Origin of the sequence: Acinetobacter gyllenbergii CIP 110306 = MTCC 11365, assembly GCF_000413855.1 — a bacterium.
Lineage (GTDB): Bacteria > Pseudomonadota > Gammaproteobacteria > Pseudomonadales > Moraxellaceae > Acinetobacter > Acinetobacter gyllenbergii.
The window spans coordinates 181,368-197,603 of record NZ_ATGG01000006.1 but is presented as its reverse complement, the minus strand read 5'-3'; the positions used below and the strand labels follow the sequence as shown (position 1 = coordinate 197,603).

At 41.9% G+C, this 16,236-nt stretch carries 26 protein-coding genes; 1 reads left to right on the top strand and 25 read right to left on the bottom strand.

Going from position 1 to position 16,236, the window contains the following annotated elements:
- Positions 1–84 precede the first annotated feature (84 nt).
- The 5 genes from rrtA to F957_RS17815 all read right to left on the bottom strand — a co-directional run bounded on the left by rrtA (position 85) and on the right by F957_RS17815 (position 3,268).
- Positions 85–663: a rhombosortase gene (gene rrtA / locus F957_RS17795; protein ID WP_016542846.1), complete on the bottom strand. Its 579-nt coding sequence runs from the start codon at positions 661–663 to the stop codon at positions 85–87.
- 76 nt (positions 664–739) lie between these two features.
- A complete protein-coding gene (locus F957_RS17800; protein ID WP_016542845.1) occupies positions 740–1,855 on the bottom strand; it encodes a hypothetical protein in 1,116 nt (371 codons plus the stop codon).
- Positions 1,856–2,214: 359 nt separating this feature from the next.
- A complete protein-coding gene (locus F957_RS17805) occupies positions 2,215–2,421 on the bottom strand; it encodes a hypothetical protein (protein ID WP_016660141.1) in 207 nt (68 codons plus the stop codon).
- 207 nt (positions 2,422–2,628) lie between these two features.
- Positions 2,629–3,018: a protein YgfX gene (locus F957_RS17810; protein WP_016660140.1), complete on the bottom strand. Its 390-nt coding sequence runs from the start codon at positions 3,016–3,018 to the stop codon at positions 2,629–2,631.
- Positions 3,011–3,268, bottom strand: coding sequence for an FAD assembly factor SdhE (locus tag F957_RS17815; RefSeq protein WP_004657712.1), 258 nt, complete (start codon positions 3,266–3,268; stop codon positions 3,011–3,013). The genes F957_RS17810 and F957_RS17815 overlap by 8 nt, the downstream gene beginning before the upstream one ends.
- A 187-nt stretch (positions 3,269–3,455) precedes the next feature.
- Here F957_RS17815 and F957_RS17820 point away from each other — a divergent pair, with 187 nt between their 5' ends.
- Positions 3,456–4,628, top strand: a complete 1,173-nt coding sequence (locus tag F957_RS17820; protein WP_016542843.1) for an acyl-CoA dehydrogenase family protein — start codon at positions 3,456–3,458, stop codon at positions 4,626–4,628.
- A 50-nt stretch (positions 4,629–4,678) separates the two neighbouring features.
- On the opposite strand, the gene F957_RS17825 is transcribed toward F957_RS17820, so the two are convergent.
- The 20 genes from F957_RS17825 to rplN all read right to left on the bottom strand — a co-directional run bounded on the left by F957_RS17825 (position 4,679) and on the right by rplN (position 16,166).
- The gene (locus tag F957_RS17825) at positions 4,679–5,173 is read right to left on the bottom strand and encodes a DUF2059 domain-containing protein (RefSeq protein WP_016660139.1); all 495 of its coding nucleotides are present in this window, start codon (positions 5,171–5,173) and stop codon (positions 4,679–4,681) included.
- 124 nt (positions 5,174–5,297) lie between these two features.
- Complete coding sequence (locus tag F957_RS17830; RefSeq protein WP_016542841.1) at positions 5,298–6,788, bottom strand: flavin-containing monooxygenase; 1,491 nt, start codon at positions 6,786–6,788, stop codon at positions 5,298–5,300.
- A 255-nt stretch (positions 6,789–7,043) separates the two neighbouring features.
- Entirely contained in the window at positions 7,044–7,541 is a 498-nt protein-coding gene (locus F957_RS17835) for a GNAT family N-acetyltransferase (protein WP_016542840.1), read from the bottom strand.
- Positions 7,542–7,735: 194 nt separating this feature from the next.
- Positions 7,736–8,101: a 50S ribosomal protein L17 gene (gene rplQ / locus F957_RS17840; RefSeq protein WP_004641032.1), complete on the bottom strand. Its 366-nt coding sequence runs from the start codon at positions 8,099–8,101 to the stop codon at positions 7,736–7,738.
- An 18-nt stretch (positions 8,102–8,119) separates the two neighbouring features.
- A complete protein-coding gene (locus tag F957_RS17845) occupies positions 8,120–9,127 on the bottom strand; it encodes a DNA-directed RNA polymerase subunit alpha (protein WP_004657700.1) in 1,008 nt (335 codons plus the stop codon).
- A gap of 18 nt (positions 9,128–9,145) precedes the next feature.
- Positions 9,146–9,772, bottom strand: a complete 627-nt coding sequence (rpsD, locus tag F957_RS17850) for a 30S ribosomal protein S4 (RefSeq protein WP_004657698.1) — start codon at positions 9,770–9,772, stop codon at positions 9,146–9,148.
- A gap of 12 nt (positions 9,773–9,784) precedes the next feature.
- Entirely contained in the window at positions 9,785–10,171 is a 387-nt protein-coding gene (gene rpsK, locus F957_RS17855) for a 30S ribosomal protein S11 (RefSeq protein ID WP_004281491.1), read from the bottom strand.
- A gap of 19 nt (positions 10,172–10,190) precedes the next feature.
- Complete coding sequence (gene rpsM, locus F957_RS17860) at positions 10,191–10,547, bottom strand: 30S ribosomal protein S13 (protein WP_004657696.1); 357 nt, start codon at positions 10,545–10,547, stop codon at positions 10,191–10,193.
- 107 nt (positions 10,548–10,654) lie between these two features.
- Entirely contained in the window at positions 10,655–10,771 is a 117-nt protein-coding gene (rpmJ, locus tag F957_RS21040; RefSeq protein ID WP_000867907.1) for a 50S ribosomal protein L36, read from the bottom strand.
- A 21-nt stretch (positions 10,772–10,792) separates the two neighbouring features.
- A complete protein-coding gene (gene secY, locus F957_RS17865; RefSeq protein WP_171061115.1) occupies positions 10,793–12,112 on the bottom strand; it encodes a preprotein translocase subunit SecY in 1,320 nt (439 codons plus the stop codon).
- 45 nt (positions 12,113–12,157) lie between these two features.
- On the bottom strand, positions 12,158–12,598 hold the full coding sequence (gene rplO, locus F957_RS17870) for a 50S ribosomal protein L15 (protein ID WP_016542839.1): 441 nt from the start codon (positions 12,596–12,598) through the stop codon (positions 12,158–12,160).
- 3 nt (positions 12,599–12,601) lie between these two features.
- The gene (gene rpmD, locus F957_RS17875) at positions 12,602–12,778 is read right to left on the bottom strand and encodes a 50S ribosomal protein L30 (RefSeq protein ID WP_003653652.1); all 177 of its coding nucleotides are present in this window, start codon (positions 12,776–12,778) and stop codon (positions 12,602–12,604) included.
- A gap of 6 nt (positions 12,779–12,784) precedes the next feature.
- Positions 12,785–13,282 carry a 30S ribosomal protein S5 gene (gene rpsE / locus F957_RS17880; RefSeq protein WP_004657688.1) on the bottom strand — a complete coding sequence of 166 codons (498 nt, stop codon included), beginning with the start codon at positions 13,280–13,282 and terminating at the stop codon, positions 12,785–12,787.
- Between the two features lie 2 nt (positions 13,283–13,284).
- Complete coding sequence (gene rplR / locus F957_RS17885; protein ID WP_004641044.1) at positions 13,285–13,635, bottom strand: 50S ribosomal protein L18; 351 nt, start codon at positions 13,633–13,635, stop codon at positions 13,285–13,287.
- A 14-nt stretch (positions 13,636–13,649) separates the two neighbouring features.
- Complete coding sequence (gene rplF / locus F957_RS17890) at positions 13,650–14,183, bottom strand: 50S ribosomal protein L6 (protein ID WP_016542838.1); 534 nt, start codon at positions 14,181–14,183, stop codon at positions 13,650–13,652.
- 13 nt (positions 14,184–14,196) lie between these two features.
- Positions 14,197–14,592, bottom strand: coding sequence for a 30S ribosomal protein S8 (gene rpsH, locus F957_RS17895; protein ID WP_004775883.1), 396 nt, complete (start codon positions 14,590–14,592; stop codon positions 14,197–14,199).
- An 11-nt stretch (positions 14,593–14,603) separates the two neighbouring features.
- Positions 14,604–14,909 carry a 30S ribosomal protein S14 gene (rpsN, locus tag F957_RS17900; protein ID WP_004641050.1) on the bottom strand — a complete coding sequence of 102 codons (306 nt, stop codon included), beginning with the start codon at positions 14,907–14,909 and terminating at the stop codon, positions 14,604–14,606.
- A gap of 9 nt (positions 14,910–14,918) precedes the next feature.
- Positions 14,919–15,455: a 50S ribosomal protein L5 gene (gene rplE / locus F957_RS17905; RefSeq protein WP_004641052.1), complete on the bottom strand. Its 537-nt coding sequence runs from the start codon at positions 15,453–15,455 to the stop codon at positions 14,919–14,921.
- A gap of 15 nt (positions 15,456–15,470) precedes the next feature.
- Positions 15,471–15,788 (bottom strand): 50S ribosomal protein L24, encoded by a 318-nt coding sequence (rplX, locus tag F957_RS17910; protein ID WP_004804115.1) that lies wholly within the window; start codon positions 15,786–15,788, stop codon positions 15,471–15,473.
- 9 nt (positions 15,789–15,797) lie between these two features.
- The gene (rplN, locus tag F957_RS17915; protein WP_004657680.1) at positions 15,798–16,166 is read right to left on the bottom strand and encodes a 50S ribosomal protein L14; all 369 of its coding nucleotides are present in this window, start codon (positions 16,164–16,166) and stop codon (positions 15,798–15,800) included.
- Positions 16,167–16,236: the final 70 nt, after the last annotated feature.

Below are 16,236 nucleotides of genomic sequence, written 5' to 3'. Positions count from 1 at the left end.
GTTGATAGAGAACACATTTATTCTCACTATAACCAATCCCTCGTTGTACCCACTGAAATATTATTAAGCTGGTTTATCCAATGATCATGACGTTCTAATTTTTATGTTTTTTATCAATAAATAACTCAAACCACAGAGTAGACCACCAATAGCGCCAATCAAATGCGCCTCGGTCAATACTGGACTTCCAATTAACTGGGCTGTTCCCGTTTGCCCAAAGGTATTTTCCCAAATCAATTTTCCAGCAATTAATGCCAACACCAAGATTGCAAATTTTCGCTCGTTTTTATATTGCAAATACACCACACCAACCGCAGTATAAAGGCCGTGCAAAACGCCAGACAGACCTGCATAGGCATCAATATAAGGTAAATAAAAATAAAAAGTTAAACTAATGAATGGTGGCAGAATTAATAGTAATGCACCTAAATGCCAGTTACGTACATGCGGAAAAATAAAAGGTAAACAGGCAAAGGCCATCATATTCAGTAAAAAATGAATCCATCCCACATGCACCCAATGTGCAGTCCAGATACGCCAAAACTCTGTGAATAACGTTGGTCGCCAATAAATAAAATGATCCGCAAATACCTGTAGACAAGCCGATATGGAAATACATATCGCGATCAAAATGATTTTCCTTATCCATATTTGATCTTTCATCTAGCGCTTACCTCTTTAAAAAACGAACCTTTTACAAGTTTAGTTGTTTCACCCGTAAAAGGTCGTTTAATTCAGGTTACTCAGCAGGGGTTTCTTGTGCTGGCGTAGCTTGGTCTTGTGCTGGGGCAGCTTGATCCTGTGCTGGAGCGTCACCACCACCATCAAACAATGAGTCTAACTCTGCCGAGCTTTCTTGTTTGTCATCCCAGAATGTGGTTAAGCCTTCATCGCTGGCTCTGACACCCGTGTTCTCAGTCCAATAACGGTCTGCGATACCACGAACCATTAAGCCGGCCATTTTATCAATCAATCTGAACTGTGGATTTGCAGGTTTATCGTCCCCAGTCGCTGCGGCATATGAACGGAACGCGTCACGTAGTTTGGCATCATCACCACTGGCTTGCGCAGCAACCGCATAGAGTGCATGTGCTAAACGGACACCTTTCTTCTCACCAATGGCCATAGACTGCTTCATGGTGGCATAGGGTTCAGGTTTACCGTCACCTGCGCCTGGTAATAAGGTCCAGATCACAGCGCGGGTCGCCATTGGCGCACCCCAGAATTTTTCATTATCTAAACACGCCATACCACGCTCAACGATCCCTGCAATATCCTTCGGTACATTGATCGCACCACCTGAATTAATATCGTTGGTCATAGCTTGCAAACCACTAACCATGCCGAGTAGATAAACGGTTTGGTCTAGATCATTCCGCATGGTTGGGCATGAGTCGCCTAACTTATATTTGTATTTAGTTTCCCAACGATTAGCAAACAGCTGATAGCCCGCATATTGACGTTCAGCCGCAATCGCCGCCCAACGTTTCTGTTCAATACGTGCATCTTGCGCTTCAGATACTTGTCCTGCTTTAGAAGCACGTAAATAACGTAATTCAGCTTCCAAGGCTTGGTTCTCAGCACATACACCTGCTGCGGTATAAAGTAAGACCGCCATACGAGTCGGATCAGCACCCATATCTTTGGTGGACATCACGGCAGGGGTTAAGGCATTTCCTGAGTTACATACCATTTCAGCATCATCCATCGACAAAATCGGTGGAACAATATGCTTTTCACCAAAACCAAGTGCCACATTGGCACCTGTTTTAATCACATATGAACATCCTGATAGCATTGATGTTGTCAATACGGCAACCGCCACACCTTGTCCAATTTTCTGGAGTTTAGACATACTTCCTGTCCCTCTAATAATTTGTTTTTTCCTTTTAGCTGTACATTATCAGATGCAAAACCTGAATTAAAGAGTAATTGCTCTAATTTCAACCTGGACATTTTGACACAAATCACAAAGGAATGAATTGACACTTGGGCGGGGTAACAGAAATTTCAGGCAAAAAAAAGTAGCATTGCGACGGTTCAGCACATGCTACTTATTAACTGGTAAAATCGTGAAACTCTTTATATTTTAGTTTTGTTGAAAATAATCCTTGAGTAATGTTCCAGCTCTTCCTACTACGATCGCCATAACGATTGCAATTACTAGAAACATCCACATTGAAATCTCCATAGAGACCTCCTACACTTGTGTATCTACTTTTGATAGATACTAGATTGGCGTTCATCATCGATATTCACGGGAGAGTGATATATTGACGACACTTTCAATCTCTTTCTCTTGATCACTGCAACTTGTGATTGACGTGATTCAAGAAATTCCCTGAGTAAAGTTCCTGCTCTTCCTACTACAATCGCAAAAATGATTGCGATCACCAGAAACGACCATGTTGGAATTTCCATTTAGGACCTCCACCACCCTTTACGTTGGTGTTTGTACTTTAACGAAAATAAATCTGACTTGATCGCCAGATTGTCTGACAATCATAATTTTCACGATTTTTTAGAGTATTTAATCTAACAATTTAAAAAAAATGATAATCAAAAAACATCAAGCTATTGAAATATATATTTTTATTAATTTTATACAGTTGTAGAATTGTCAAACAATCAGCCTAGTTTTGCCTGAACTTTTAGCTTTTTCCATTGTGAATGTGACAATTGATCCCACCAGATAATGCAGGGTTTATGCTTTTTATGAGAAAAATACAGCGCGATATAAAGCTGGTGATCCAATATTTTGACAATCTGCCTACGCTGAATTTTCAATGTCGGATCTGAAAATTCGAATGAATAGTCTTGATGATCTAAGTATTGAAAACGTTTAATTTGTGGTTGCTGCAAAAATAATAACCACGCGATGCTCATCATCACGACACTCAGTAACCACCACCAAAATGTGAGTAAAGGATAAACTAAGCCAACAATGAAGAGAAACAACAAGAGTTGCAGTACAAACGCAAAACGACTGTATTGCAACTCAAAAACAAGATTAGCCATGGACATAATGTTTGAGTTTGAGAATAAACTCTTTTAACTCAATACGCGGTGGTTCACCTACTTCCATAAACCAATCCAATAAATCTGGGTCTTCTTGATCAACAAGCTCAGCAAATAAAGCTTTTTCCGCAGCATCGGCAGTCAAATAGTAGTTTTTAACGTACGGGTCAAAATACACATCAATTTCTTTTAAACCACGGCGTGCACGATACACGACCTTACGCTCTTCCAGTGTCATTTCATCAGACATTATGGGCTCCGCAATGCAACAATTTTTCCATAGTGTACCTGATCTCCCCAATGAAGTTCTTAGAGATTTTTCTCAAGTGACCAAATACATCAAGCAAATTGAGCATTGATCACATTGTTCACTATTTTCAATTTCTTGTATGGTGATCAAGATGATTTAAATTCAATACACTAGGGAAAAATAACAAATGCAATCAGGTGCTATTCGTCCAGTTCCAAACATGCTGCCACGCAAACTGTTTACTTCAGACCACGAAGCATTCCGCGAAACCGTGCGCAAATTCTATGAAAAGGAAGTGGTTCCTAATATTGAAAAATATGAGAAACAACAGCATGTTGATCGTGATTTATGGAATAAAGCAGGTGCACTTGGCTTGCTTTGTACCACCATGCCAGAGCAATATGGAGGATCAGGGGTGGATCGTCTTTATAGTATGATCCTGATTGAAGAACAAGCTTATGCCATGGACTCCAGTACGGGTTTCTCACTGCATTCAGACATCGTTGCCAATTACATCAATAACTTTGGTAATGAAGTACAGAAACAACATTGGCTACCAAAAATGGCCACAGGCGAAGCGGTTACGGCCATTGCCATGACTGAACCTGGCACAGGCTCAGACTTACAAGCTGTTCGGACGACTGCGGTACTAGATGGCGATGAATATGTCATCAATGGTTCAAAAATCTTTATTACCAATGGTTATCTCTGCGATATGGCGATTGTGGTCTGCAAGACAGGCAACAATGAAAAAGGTTCAGCCAATTTATCCTTATTGATTGTTGAAGCGGATCGTGCTGGTTTTAGCAAAGGTAAACCTTTGAATAAAATCGGGATGAAAGGCCAAGATACCTGCGAATTGTTCTTTGACAATGTACGTGTACCCAAAGAAAACCTATTAGGTATGGAAGGCATGGGCTTTATCATGTTGATGAAAGAGCTCGCTTGGGAACGTATGCTGGTCGCGATTATCTGTCAAGCAGGTGCTGAAGCAGCCTTTGCACATACCGTGCAATACACCAAAGACCGTAAAGCATTCGGCAAAGCCATTAGCACCTTCCAAAATACTCGCTTTAAACTGGCGGAATTGCGTACTGAAATTGATTTCTGTCGCACCTATCTGGATCGTTGTATGGAACTACAGCTCGAAGAAAGCTTAGGCGTGGATGCCGCAGCTGCTGCGAAATACAAGATCTCAGATATGTTCTCAAAAGTGGTTGATGACTGCTTACAACTGCATGGAGGTTATGGTTATATGCTGGAATATCCAATTGCCCGTGCCTATATCGACAACCGTGCCAATCGTATCTATGCGGGCACCAATGAAATCATGAAAGAACTGATTTCACGTACGCTCTAATCTCTCCAACCATAAAAAAAGATCGTGCTAAATGCACGATTTTTTTATTTCTACTCTTTTTTTTCAACCGCAGGAACAGGCTGTGGATTCATTCTTGCCATCAGTTGTTTCACCGTTGGATGATCAAGATGTTGCTGCATGGTGGTATTCAACGCTGTACGGGCATTTTGGGTGGTGAAATGTGCGACTTCACTGCCGACATCACTGGCTTTCTTTGCCCACGCCTTACCTTCAGTAGATTGATAGAAATTCAACGCTGCCTGTAATTCTTTTTCACTAAAGCTCTCAGCATAGCGTTGCACAATAAATTGCTTACGCTGTTCACTATTCAAATTCTTGCTTAAATCGGTATAAAAGCTTTCAGGCAGATCTTTGGGCAAACGCATACGCATTTGTTCTAAAATCATCTTATCCGTGTTTTGCAAACCTTGTTCAGTACCATCAACTGACACCAGCTTTTGTGCAATGATTTGTTTTTGTTTTAGCTCATCAGCACATGCTAATGTACTGAGCAACAAGGTCCCTAAGATGAATATTTGTTTCACCGGATTATCCTTAATCTACGTTTTATAATCTGCCCAATATACGCGATATTCATCAGATTAAAACCCAGCACCAATAAAAAAACCCTATGTATCTACATAGGGTTTTCATCATTTTAGTAGATCATTACGACACTAATTTTGGCTTACGATCTGCTTGTTCACCACGTTTATGGAATTGTAAAACCTCATCACTGAATGATGCATCTTTCAATTCCTTACGGTCAGCAAGATAGTTATTGGTAATTTTCCACGGTGCTTTTTTACCTTGCTTCGGCATCACATTCGCTGCACGTGCGATATAACCCGAAGACATTTTACCCATAATGGTATCGTGTTCACGCAATGCTGGATCGGCATGTGCAATCACTTCATCATAGCCATTTTTGTCCATGTGATTGAGTAAACGACAGATATAATCCGCTGCAATATCAACCTTTAAGGTCCAAGACGCGTTGATATAGCCAATGATCATCGCCATATTCGGAACATCACTGACCATCACCCCTTGATAGAGCATATGCTGAGAAGTATCCATTGGCTTACCATCGATCGTGCCTTTCACTCCACCCAGGATTTGAATTTCCAAACCTGTCGCTGAAATCACGATATCTGCTTCAAGGTGTTTTCCTGATTTCAGCTGAATACCATTGGCAGTGAACTTTTCAATTTGATCTGTTTCAACATTGGCATGGCCTTCACGTAATGCCTTGAATAAGTCACCATCTGGCACCACACATAAACGTTGATCCCAAGGATTATAGCTCGGCGTAAAGTGTTTCATATCCACTTTACCTTTCAACTGCAACTCAATACCTTTCAACAATAAGCGACGCACTGTTTTCGGATATTTCTGTGCCAATGCATAGATACCACGTTGCATACCAATATTACGTGCGCGGGTAAATTTATAGGCCGTTTCTTCAGACATAAATTTACGGGTTTTTTCATAAATAAAGTCAATTGAAGGAATTGTCGCAATATACGAAGGTGAACGCTGTAACATGGTGACATGTCCTGCTCCACCTTTCACCATAGAAGGTACGAGGGTAATTGCAGTTGCACCACTACCAATAATCACCACTTTCTTGCCTGTGTAATCTAAATTCTCAGGCCAATGTTGTGGATGGATCAATTGACCTTTAAAGTCTTCTTGCTTTGGAAATTTCGGTGCATAACCTTGGTCATAGTTATAGTAACCCGTACAACCCATCACAAAGTTTGCTGACCAAGTTTGCTTCTTCTTGTTACTGTCTTCAATTTCAACAGCCCATTTTTTCTTTGCAGAATCGTAGTTTGCAGAAAGGACACGATGACCAAAATGAATTTTATCTTTTAACTGATTTTCGCTGATCACATCACTTAAATAGCCCTTGATCTCAGCACCACTCGCCAATACTTTGTCTTTTGCCCATGGTTTAAAATTAAAACCAAAAGTTGACATATCTGAGTCAGAACGAATACCAGGGTAACGGAATAAATCCCAAGTCCCACCAAAGCTATCACGACGTTCTAAGATTTCGAATTTACGTTGTGGACAGTTCTTAGAGAGATGCACAGCTAACCCAATCCCAGAGATACCTGCACCAATAATTAATACATCAACTTGCTTTTCCATTTTTTTTATACCCTGTATAAACCATGACTTTATTAAAGCACAAATTTGACAATACGCAATGTCAAGTTTGGTCATTCATCGGTTTTTTCATATCACTTCGGGACATTTTAAAGAAATTGAAGACTACAAAATCCTGAGTTTTTGATCGGATCTCTTTAAACAAAGAGATGAATGAAAGGGCGAAAAATTTGTAGCGATGGACAAGTTAGCAATTTGAAAGAATAGATCCAACAACTGGTCAGTTGCAAATAAATGCTAGGGCAAGAAAAGCTTCATTAACAGCTCATCCGTATATTCTGTGTTATTTTTTAATGCTTTTGACTCTACCCCATAAGTTTGAAAACCTCGTTTTTGGTAGAAATCAATAGCTGGCTGATTATCATCAGCGACAACGAGTAAAATTTGTTCGACATAGTCTTTGCTATATTCAATGACCGCATCCAGCAATTTACTTGCTATCCCTTGCCTTTGAAATTCAGGTTCAATAAATACACTGGATAAATGAGCTTTATGACAAAGCTTTACTCCAATCTCTCGTGTCAAAGTCGCTAAACCGATAATGCTATTGTTGTGATAAACACCAAAGATGGTTGAATTTGATAAGCAGCTTTCAAAAAACGTTAGTGGTTTTAGCACTTCTACAGCATAAGAAGAACCAAACATTGCTGGGGCTTTTGCTAATGCTGAAAGTCTGATTACTCTAAAATCATTCAGCTCATTGACACTTAGAATTTTAATCTCAACATCAAACATATTGGTCTATTTTAATTTTTTATAGTAACACGGCTTAATTTAGCACATTAGCCTGATCCACAAACGACAATTGATCAGCGAATCATGCTTTAAAAGTCTTCTATTTCAAATGCTGATTAAAACCAGACAATAAAAAAGACCGGTTATTACACCGGTCTTTTTTGGAACAACTGACTGTTCTACACGTAGAAGTATTATTTTACTTCACGGTCAACGAGTTCAACGTAAGCCATCGGTGCAGCATCACCTGCACGGAAGCCCGCTTTAAGAACACGAAGATAACCGCCGTTACGTTCTTTGTAACGAGGGCCAAGAACGGTAAATAATTTACCAACAGTTGCTGCAGAACGAGTACGAGCAAACGCTAAACGACGGTTTGCTACTGTATCGTTTTTAGCTAAAGTGATTAAAGGCTCAGCAACGCGGCGAAGTTCTTTCGCTTTAGGTAAAGTTGTTTTAATTAACTCGTGCTCTACTAAAGCATTTGTTAAATTTTGGAACAACGCCTTACGATGGCTGCTTGTACGGCCTAATTTCACACCACTATTACGATGACGCATGGTGATAGTCCTACTTAATTAACGGCTACGATAGGCAAAACGGTCATCCATACGGAGACTAGCTGGTGGCCAGTTCTCTAAACGCATGCCGAGTTGTAAACCTTTCGATGCCAAAACATCTTTGATCTCTGTTAACGATTTTTTACCTAAGTTAGGAGTTTTTAACAACTCAACTTCAGTACGTTGAACAAGATCACCAATGTAGTAAATATTTTCTGCCTTCAAACAGTTAGCAGAACGAACAGTAAGCTCGAGATCATCTACTGGACGAAGCAAGATTGGGTCAACTTCTTCGCGAGGTTCTTGAGCAACTGGAGTTTGATCTTTCTGAAGATCAACAAAAATTGCAATTTGTTGTTGCAAGATTGTTGCCGCTTTGCGGATTGCTTCTTCTGGATCAACAGTTCCGTTAGTCTCAAGATCGATCACTAACTTATCAAGATCGGTACGTTGTTCAACACGAGCATTTTCTACTGTGTATGAAACACGCTTGATTGGGCTATAAGAAGCATCTAACTGTAAACGACCTACTGGACGTGTTTCACCTTCAGGGAAACGTGAGTCAGATGTTTCATAACCACGACCTTGAGCAACTTTCAGGCGCATTTTCAATGAACCTGTAGAACTCAAAGTACCGATTAAATGATCAGGGTTAACCACTTCAACATTATGAGGTAAACGAAGGTCAGCTGCAGTTACGTCACCCGCCCCTTGTTTCTCTAATGTCAAATATGCTTCATTTTGATCGAACAGCTTAATAGACAATCCTTTTAGGTTCAGCAAGAGCTCGACGATGTCCTGCTGCAAGCCTTCTAAAGTACTGTACTCGTGCTCGACACCTTCTATTTCTACTTCAACCACAGCAGCGCCAGGTAAAGAAGACAATAGAATGCGACGTAAAGCATTACCTAGAGTATGACCAAAGCCACGCTCTAAAGGTTCCAGAATCACTTTTGCCGAGGTCCCGCTCACCGCTTCGACCTTGATCGCTTGCGGAGTTAGAAACTCGTTTGCAGTACGCGTCATTTATTGCTACCTCAAGGATTATTTAGAATACAATTCTACAATCAAGCTTTCGTTGATTTCAGCAGGTAAATCAGAACGATCTGGCGCAGCTTTAAACGTACCTTCTAACTTAGAATGGTCAATTTCCATCCAAGCAGGGATACCACGTTGAGCAGCTAATTCAATTGCGTTTTTAATACGTAATTGTTGTTTAGCGCCTTCGTGTACTGCAATTACATCACCAGCTTTAACTTGGATAGATGCAATGTTAACACGACGACCGTTCAAAGTGATGCTACGGTGAGATACTAACTGACGAGCTTCTGCACGTGTAGAACCAAAACCCATGCGATAAACAACGTTATCAAGACGGCTTTCAAGCAATTTCAACAAGTTTTCACCTGTTGCGCCTTTCACACGAGCAGCTTCTTTGTAGTAGTTACTAAATTGACGCTCTAACACACCGTACATACGACGTACTTTTTGTTTTTCACGTAATTGTAGTGAGTACTCTGATTGTTTGCTACCACGAGCTCCGCCATGTTGGCCAGGAGCTTTAGCATGTTTTTTAGTCTTAACGTCAAACGGTTTAACGCCAGATTTTAATTGCAGGTCTGTCCCTTCGCGGCGAGAGAGTTTGCATTTTGGACCAATATAACGAGCCATGAATGTTTCTCCTTACACGCGACGTTTTTTAGGTGGACGGCAACCGTTGTGCGGAATTGGAGTCACATCGGTAATGCTGTTAATTTTATAACCCACTGCACCTAATGCACGAACCGCAGATTCACGACCAGGACCAGGACCTTTTACAAGGACGTCCAAGTTTTTCAAACCGTAATCTAAAGCAGCTTTACCAGCAACTTCAGCAGCTACCTGAGCAGCAAACGGTGTTGATTTACGTGATCCACGGAAGCCTTGTCCACCTGAGGTAGCCCAAGCCAATGCATTACCTTGACGATCGGTAATCGTAACAATGGTGTTATTAAAAGAAGCGTGAATGTGTGCGACACCTTCAGAGACGGTACGAGTGACCTTCTTGCGTGCGCGAGTATCTTTAGCCATCTTTTAGCTTCCAGAAATCTTATTTCTTAATCGGTTTGCGCGGACCTTTACGGGTACGTGCGTTAGTTTTGGTGCGTTGTCCGCGAACAGGCAAGCTGCGACGATGACGAAGACCGCGGTAGCAGCCTAAATCCATTAAACGTTTAATGTTCATGGAAATTTCGCGACGTAAATCACCTTCGGTCGGAACCTTAGCAACTTCTGCACGAATCGCATCAAGCTGAGCATCATCTAATTCACGGATTTTAGTAGTTTCAGTGATACCTACAGCAGCCAAGATGTTCTTAGCAGTGTGGCGACCTACACCAAAAATATACGTGAGAGAGATAACAGCATGCTTGTTATCCGGAATGTTTACACCGGCAATACGAGCCATTCAATTTTCTCCAAAAAGGCAGTCAAGATAATCAACCGCCCCACAAAAATCTTGAGGGGCGGATAATAACCTAATTAGCCTACTGAAATCAACAGGTCTTAATTAAATTAACCTTGACGCTGCTTATGACGAGGTTCTGCGCTACAAATTACGCGAATAACCCCATTACGACGGATAACTTTACAGCTACCACAAATTTTCTTTACAGAAGCTTGTACTTTCATGATGAAACCTTCTAAGTGCGCTTATCCCTTAGGATGAGCAGTCGTTTTTCTCATTAACGTTTGATTATCATATTGATGCGAAGTAAGGTGCGCTTGGAGTTGCGCCATAAAGTCCATTACCACTACCACTACAATCAGTAAAGATGTTCCACCCAAATGGAATGGAATACCAAACGAACTTTGTAGCACCATAGGCATTAAACATACCACGGTAATGTAGATTGCACCGATGAAGGTCAAACGGTTAAGGATGTGATCTAAATAACGAGCCGTTTGCTCACCTGGACGGATACCAGGTACATATGCCCCGCTACGTTTTAAATTCTCTGAGACTTCTTTCGGGCTAAATACAAGCGCCGTATAGAAATAACAGAAGAAGATAATTAACGCGCCAAAGAGCATTAGATACAACGGCTGTCCAGGCGATAACACCAATGCCAGATCTTGTAGGCTGCGCTTCACAATCCCTGCATTTGGATCAGCACTTCCTAACCATTGTCCCAAGCTCGCTGGAAATAATAACAATGAGCTTGCAAAAATCGCTGGAATAACACCTGCCATGTTAATTTTTAACGGCAAATGTGTTTGCTGTGCAGTAAATACACGACGACCTTGCTGTTTTTGTGCGTAGTTCACTGGAATACGACGTTGTGCTTTTTCAATAAACACGATCGCAGCTAAAACGGCTAATGAGAGTAAACCGAATACAGCTAAACCAATTAAACTACCCTGACCATTCTGTACAGACGTAAACGACTGAATCACAAGATTTGGCAAACCTGCCACGATCCCTGCGAAAATGATCATCGAGATACCATTACCAACACCACGTTCGGTAATTTGCTCGCCCAACCACATCAAGAACATTGTTCCTGCAACTAACGAAGTTACTGCTGGAACGTAGAATGCCAAGCCTGAAGTTAAGGTAATACCTTGACTGATCAAGCCAGCACACATCCCTACGCCTTGCACGAGTGCAAGAAATAAGGTGCCGTAACGCGTATATTGATTGATCTTACGTTTGCCTTGCTCGCCTTCTTTTTTCAAAGCTTCTAGCGAAGGAACGACGGTCGACATTAACTGCACGATAATCGATGCAGAAATGTACGGCATAATCCCTAACGCTAGAATCGACATGCGTTCTAACGCACCACCAGAGAACATGTTAAATAAACCTAAGAAGGTACCTTCATTAGCTTTAAAAAACTGTGCTAGCGCTACGTTATCAATCCCCGGCAACGGAATATGCGCTCCTAGTCGAAAGACCAATAACGCGCCAATCAAGAACATTAATCGACGAATAATTTCACGGTATTTCACATGAAACGGTTGGCCTTTCATCATGTTGACATGACCTGAAGAACTAGGAGTCATAGACACTCGAGATTACTCCTCGACTTTACCGCCAGCAGCTTCAACAGCAGCTTTAGCGCCTTTAGTCAACACAACACCTTTAACAGTGAATGCGCGAGTGATTTCACCAGAAAGAACGATGCGAGCACGAATTTGGTCACGACGAACAACATTCGCAGCTTTTAAAGTTTCAAGGCTAACAACATCACCTTCAACTTTATTGAGCTCAGACAAACGTACTTCAGCAGTTTTCAAAGCGATTTGGCTAGTGAAACCGAATTTAGGCAAACGACGATATAACGCAGTTTGACCGCCTTCAAAGCCTGGACGAGTACCACCACTTTTACGTGAGTTTTGACCTTTGACACCACGGCCACCAGTCTTACCAACGCCAGAACCGATACCACGGCCTAAACGACGGTGTTCACGCTTAGCACCTTCTGCAGGTGCAAGTTCATTTAAACGCAGAGTCATGGCTTATTCCTCTACACTAACCATATAGTAAACTTTGTTGACCATACCACGGTTAGAAGGCGTATCTTGCACTTCTACAGTATGACCAATACGACGCAGACCTAAACCTTGAAGGCAAAGTTTATGATTTTTTAAACGATGCGATGAAGATTTAGTCTGGGTAACTTTAATCGTTTTCATGATTGATTACCCTTGAATTTGTTCTACTGAAAGACCACGTTTCGCAGCGACTTTCTCAGGAGAAGTCATATCACGCAAACCTTTGAAAGTTGCGTTTACTACGTTAGCAGCATTTGTAGAACCATAACATTTAGCAAGTACGTTATGTACACCTGCAGCTTCAAGAACAGCACGCATAGCGCCACCAGCAATTACGCCAGTACCTTCTGAAGCAGGTTGCATGTATACACGGCTTGCGCCATGACGAGCATTCACAGGGTGTTGTAAAGTAGTACCAGCAAGGTCTACAGTGATCATGTTACGACGAGCAGCTTCAAGTGCTTTAGAAATAGCAGCTGGAACTTCACGTGCTTTACCACGACCAAAACCTACACGACCATTACCATCGCCCACAACAGTTAATGCTGTGAAAGAGAAGATACGACCACCTTTAACAACCTTGGCTACACGATCAACGGCAACCAGCTTTTCAACGAGACCTTCGTTTTGTTCAACTTTCGCCATGATTAGAACTCCAAGCCGCCTTCACGAGCAGCATCAGCCAAGGCTTTGATACGACCATGATATTTAAAACCAGAACGGTCAAATGCAACTTTGGTAACACCAGCTGCTTTAGCACGTTCTGCGATCAAAGCACCAACTTTCGTAGCCGCTTCCACGTTACCAGTAGTACCACTACGCAAAGATGCATCTAAAGTTGAAGCTTGCGCTAAAACTTTGCCACCATCTGCTGAAATAACTTGCGCATAGATGTGACGCGGCGTGCGGTTTACACACAAACGAGTCGCACCCAATGCACGAATGTGCAAGCGTGTGCTTTTCGCACGACGCAAACGGGTTTGTTTCTTTTCGTTCATAAGAACCTCGCGCCTTATTTCTTCTTAGCTTCTTTACGAAGAATAACTTCATCCGAATAACGAACACCTTTACCTTTATATGGTTCAGGAGCACGGTATGCACGGATTTCCGCTGCCACTTGACCTAACAACTGCTTGTTTGCTGATTTCAAAATGATTTCAGTAGCAGTTGGAGTTTCCGCTGTTACACCTTCAGGTAAAGCGTAGTCAATCGGGTGTGAGTAACCAAGGTTAAGGTTTACAGAAGTACCCTTAACCGCAGCTTTATAACCAACACCAACAAGCTGTAACTTACGTTCGAAGCCTTCGCTAACACCTTTTACAAGGTTGTTCAATACAGCGCGAGCAGTACCAGCCTGCATCCAAGCGTCTTTCGACTCTTTAGCTGGAGCAAGTTGAAGTTTACCTTCTTCCTGTTTTAGCTCGACCAGCGCATGCAGGTTGAAAGACAATGTACCTTTGCTGCCTTTCACTTCGACCTGCCGGCCGTTCTGAGTAACTGTTACACCGTTAGGTACAGCTACTGGGGCTTTAGCCACACGAGACATGAGGAATCACCTATTAAGAAACAAAAGCAATAACTTCACCACCGATGCCCGCAGCACGTGCAGCGCGATCAGTCATGATGCCTTTGCTTGTAGAAACAATTGCAATACCTAAACCTTGCTTAACGCTAGGAATTTTATCTTTACCGCGATATTGACGTAGACCTGGACGGCTTACGCGCTTAACGGTTTCGATAACAGGCTTGCCTTCGAAATATTTTAAAGTAATTGTCAGAGTAGCTTTTGTCTCTTCTTGAGCAACTGCTACATCTGAAATATAACCTTCTTGTTGAAGTACGTTTGCAATTGCAACTTTCAACTTAGAAGAAGGCATAGAAACAGTTTGTTTCTTCGCCATTTGTGCGTTACGAACACGTGTTAACATGTCGGCAACGGTATCTTGCATACTCATTTAGTCGCTCCTTACCAGCTTGCCTTAACAACGCCTGGTACATCACCCTGCATTACTGTGTCACGTAATTTGTTACGGCTTAAACCGAACTTACGGAAGTAACCATGAGGACGACCAGTTAAACCACAACGGTTACGAAGACGTACTGGAGATGCGTTACGTGGCAATGCCTGTAACTTTAATGTCGCTTCGAAACGTTCTTCGTCACTTGCGTTTACATTTGCAATCGTTGCTTTTAATTCAGCACGTTTTGCAGCGTATTTAGCAACTGTCTTTTCGCGTTTCAATTCGCGATTAATCATACCTTTCTTAGCCATATCGACCTCTTATTTGAACGGGAAGCCGAATGCACGCATAAGCGCACGGCCTTCGTCATCGCTACGAGCAGTTGTCGTAATCGTGATGTCTAAACCACGGATACGATCAATCTTGTCAAAATCGATTTCAGGGAAAACGATTTGCTCTTTTAAACCCATAGAGTAGTTACCACGACCATCAAATGATTTCGCAGAGAAACCACGGAAGTCACGGATACGAGGGATTGCGATCGAGATCAAACGATCCAAGAATTCGTACATTTGGTCGCCGCGTAAAGTAACTTTACAACCAATCGGCCAACCATCACGGATTTTGAAACCAGCGATTGATTTACGAGCAAGTGTCACAACTGGTTTTTGACCAGCAATGAGTTGCATATCAGCAACAGCGCCATCTAATAATTTCTTATCAGTTGCAGCTGCGCCTACACCCATGTTAAGAGTGATTTTTGTGATGCGAGGAATATCCATCACATTCTTAACGCCAAGTTCTTCTTGTAACTTTGCTTTAAGTTCGTCGTTGTAACGTGCTTTAAGTCTGGCCATTGCCTATTCAACCTATTACTTCGCTACCGCCACTGATTCACCATTTGATTTATAAACACGAGTTTTCGCGCCATCAATCACTTGGTAACCAATACGGTCAGCCTTTTGGGTTGTAGCATTAAAAATTGCCACGTTTGAAATATGAAGCGTAGCCTCTTGAGTAACGATACCGCCTTCAGCGCCAGTTACACGGTTTGGCTTTTGATGCTTCTTCACTAAGTTAAGGCCTTCGACCTTAACTCGATCTTCAGAAACAGACAAAACGATACCTTGTTTGCCTTTTTCTTTACCTGCGATCACAATTACTTGATCGCCTTTTTTAATCTTAGCCATGATTGCCTCTTATAGAACTTCAGGAGCCAATGAAATGATTTTCATGAACTGTTCAGTACGAAGTTCACGAGTCACTGGTCCGAAGATACGAGTCGCAATCGGAGCTTTGTTGTTGTTCAAAATAACAGCTGCGTTATCGTCGAAACGAATAACTGAACCGTCTGGACGACGGATGCCGAATTTTGTACGAACAACTACAGCATTCATCACGTCACCTTTTTTAACACGTGCGCGTGGAATTGCTTCTTTTACAGTAACTTTAATAATATCGCCAACTGAAGCATAACGACGGTGTGAACCACCAAGTACTTTAATACATTGTACGCGGCGTGCACCACTGTTGTCTGCTACGTCGAGCATACTTTCGGTTTGAATCATTGCCCTACTCCAAAACCGAGCATCACCGGTCACAATTTCGAAAGGCTCAAAGAGTACTCGAAATTGTCCG

What these genes read in the sequence shown, in the direction of transcription:
- rrtA (WP_016542846.1), bottom strand. Translation starts at nt 663, where the DNA reads ATGAAAGATCAAATATGGATAAGGAAAATCATTTTGATCGCGATATGT.
- F957_RS17800 (WP_016542845.1), bottom strand. Translation starts at nt 1,855, where the DNA reads ATGTCTAAACTCCAGAAAATTGGACAAGGTGTGGCGGTTGCCGTATTG.
- F957_RS17805 (WP_016660141.1), bottom strand. Translation starts at nt 2,421, where the DNA reads ATGGAAATTCCAACATGGTCGTTTCTGGTGATCGCAATCATTTTTGCG.
- F957_RS17810 (WP_016660140.1), bottom strand. Translation starts at nt 3,018, where the DNA reads ATGGCTAATCTTGTTTTTGAGTTGCAATACAGTCGTTTTGCGTTTGTA.
- F957_RS17815 (WP_004657712.1), bottom strand. Translation starts at nt 3,268, where the DNA reads ATGTCTGATGAAATGACACTGGAAGAGCGTAAGGTCGTGTATCGTGCA.
- F957_RS17820 (WP_016542843.1), top strand. Translation starts at nt 3,456, where the DNA reads ATGCAATCAGGTGCTATTCGTCCAGTTCCAAACATGCTGCCACGCAAA.
- F957_RS17830 (WP_016542841.1), bottom strand. Translation starts at nt 6,788, where the DNA reads ATGGAAAAGCAAGTTGATGTATTAATTATTGGTGCAGGTATCTCTGGG.
- F957_RS17835 (WP_016542840.1), bottom strand. Translation starts at nt 7,541, where the DNA reads ATGTTTGATGTTGAGATTAAAATTCTAAGTGTCAATGAGCTGAATGAT.
- rplQ (WP_004641032.1), bottom strand. Translation starts at nt 8,101, where the DNA reads ATGCGTCATCGTAATAGTGGTGTGAAATTAGGCCGTACAAGCAGCCAT.
- F957_RS17845 (WP_004657700.1), bottom strand. Translation starts at nt 9,127, where the DNA reads ATGACGCGTACTGCAAACGAGTTTCTAACTCCGCAAGCGATCAAGGTC.
- rpsD (WP_004657698.1), bottom strand. Translation starts at nt 9,772, where the DNA reads ATGGCTCGTTATATTGGTCCAAAATGCAAACTCTCTCGCCGCGAAGGG.
- rpsK (WP_004281491.1), bottom strand. Translation starts at nt 10,171, where the DNA reads ATGGCTAAAGATACTCGCGCACGCAAGAAGGTCACTCGTACCGTCTCT.
- rpsM (WP_004657696.1), bottom strand. Translation starts at nt 10,547, where the DNA reads ATGGCTCGTATTGCCGGTGTAAACATTCCGGATAACAAGCATGCTGTT.
- rpmJ (WP_000867907.1), bottom strand. Translation starts at nt 10,771, where the DNA reads ATGAAAGTACAAGCTTCTGTAAAGAAAATTTGTGGTAGCTGTAAAGTT.
- secY (WP_171061115.1), bottom strand. Translation starts at nt 12,112, where the DNA reads ATGAAAGGCCAACCGTTTCATGTGAAATACCGTGAAATTATTCGTCGA.
- rplO (WP_016542839.1), bottom strand. Translation starts at nt 12,598, where the DNA reads ATGACTCTGCGTTTAAATGAACTTGCACCTGCAGAAGGTGCTAAGCGT.
- rpmD (WP_003653652.1), bottom strand. Translation starts at nt 12,778, where the DNA reads ATGAAAACGATTAAAGTTACCCAGACTAAATCTTCATCGCATCGTTTA.
- rpsE (WP_004657688.1), bottom strand. Translation starts at nt 13,282, where the DNA reads ATGGCGAAAGTTGAACAAAACGAAGGTCTCGTTGAAAAGCTGGTTGCC.
- rplR (WP_004641044.1), bottom strand. Translation starts at nt 13,635, where the DNA reads ATGAACGAAAAGAAACAAACCCGTTTGCGTCGTGCGAAAAGCACACGC.
- rplF (WP_016542838.1), bottom strand. Translation starts at nt 14,183, where the DNA reads ATGTCTCGTGTGGCTAAAGCCCCAGTAGCTGTACCTAACGGTGTAACA.
- rpsH (WP_004775883.1), bottom strand. Translation starts at nt 14,592, where the DNA reads ATGAGTATGCAAGATACCGTTGCCGACATGTTAACACGTGTTCGTAAC.
- rpsN (WP_004641050.1), bottom strand. Translation starts at nt 14,909, where the DNA reads ATGGCTAAGAAAGGTATGATTAATCGCGAATTGAAACGCGAAAAGACA.
- rplE (WP_004641052.1), bottom strand. Translation starts at nt 15,455, where the DNA reads ATGGCCAGACTTAAAGCACGTTACAACGACGAACTTAAAGCAAAGTTA.
- rplX (WP_004804115.1), bottom strand. Translation starts at nt 15,788, where the DNA reads ATGGCTAAGATTAAAAAAGGCGATCAAGTAATTGTGATCGCAGGTAAA.
- rplN (WP_004657680.1), bottom strand. Translation starts at nt 16,166, where the DNA reads ATGATTCAAACCGAAAGTATGCTCGACGTAGCAGACAACAGTGGTGCA.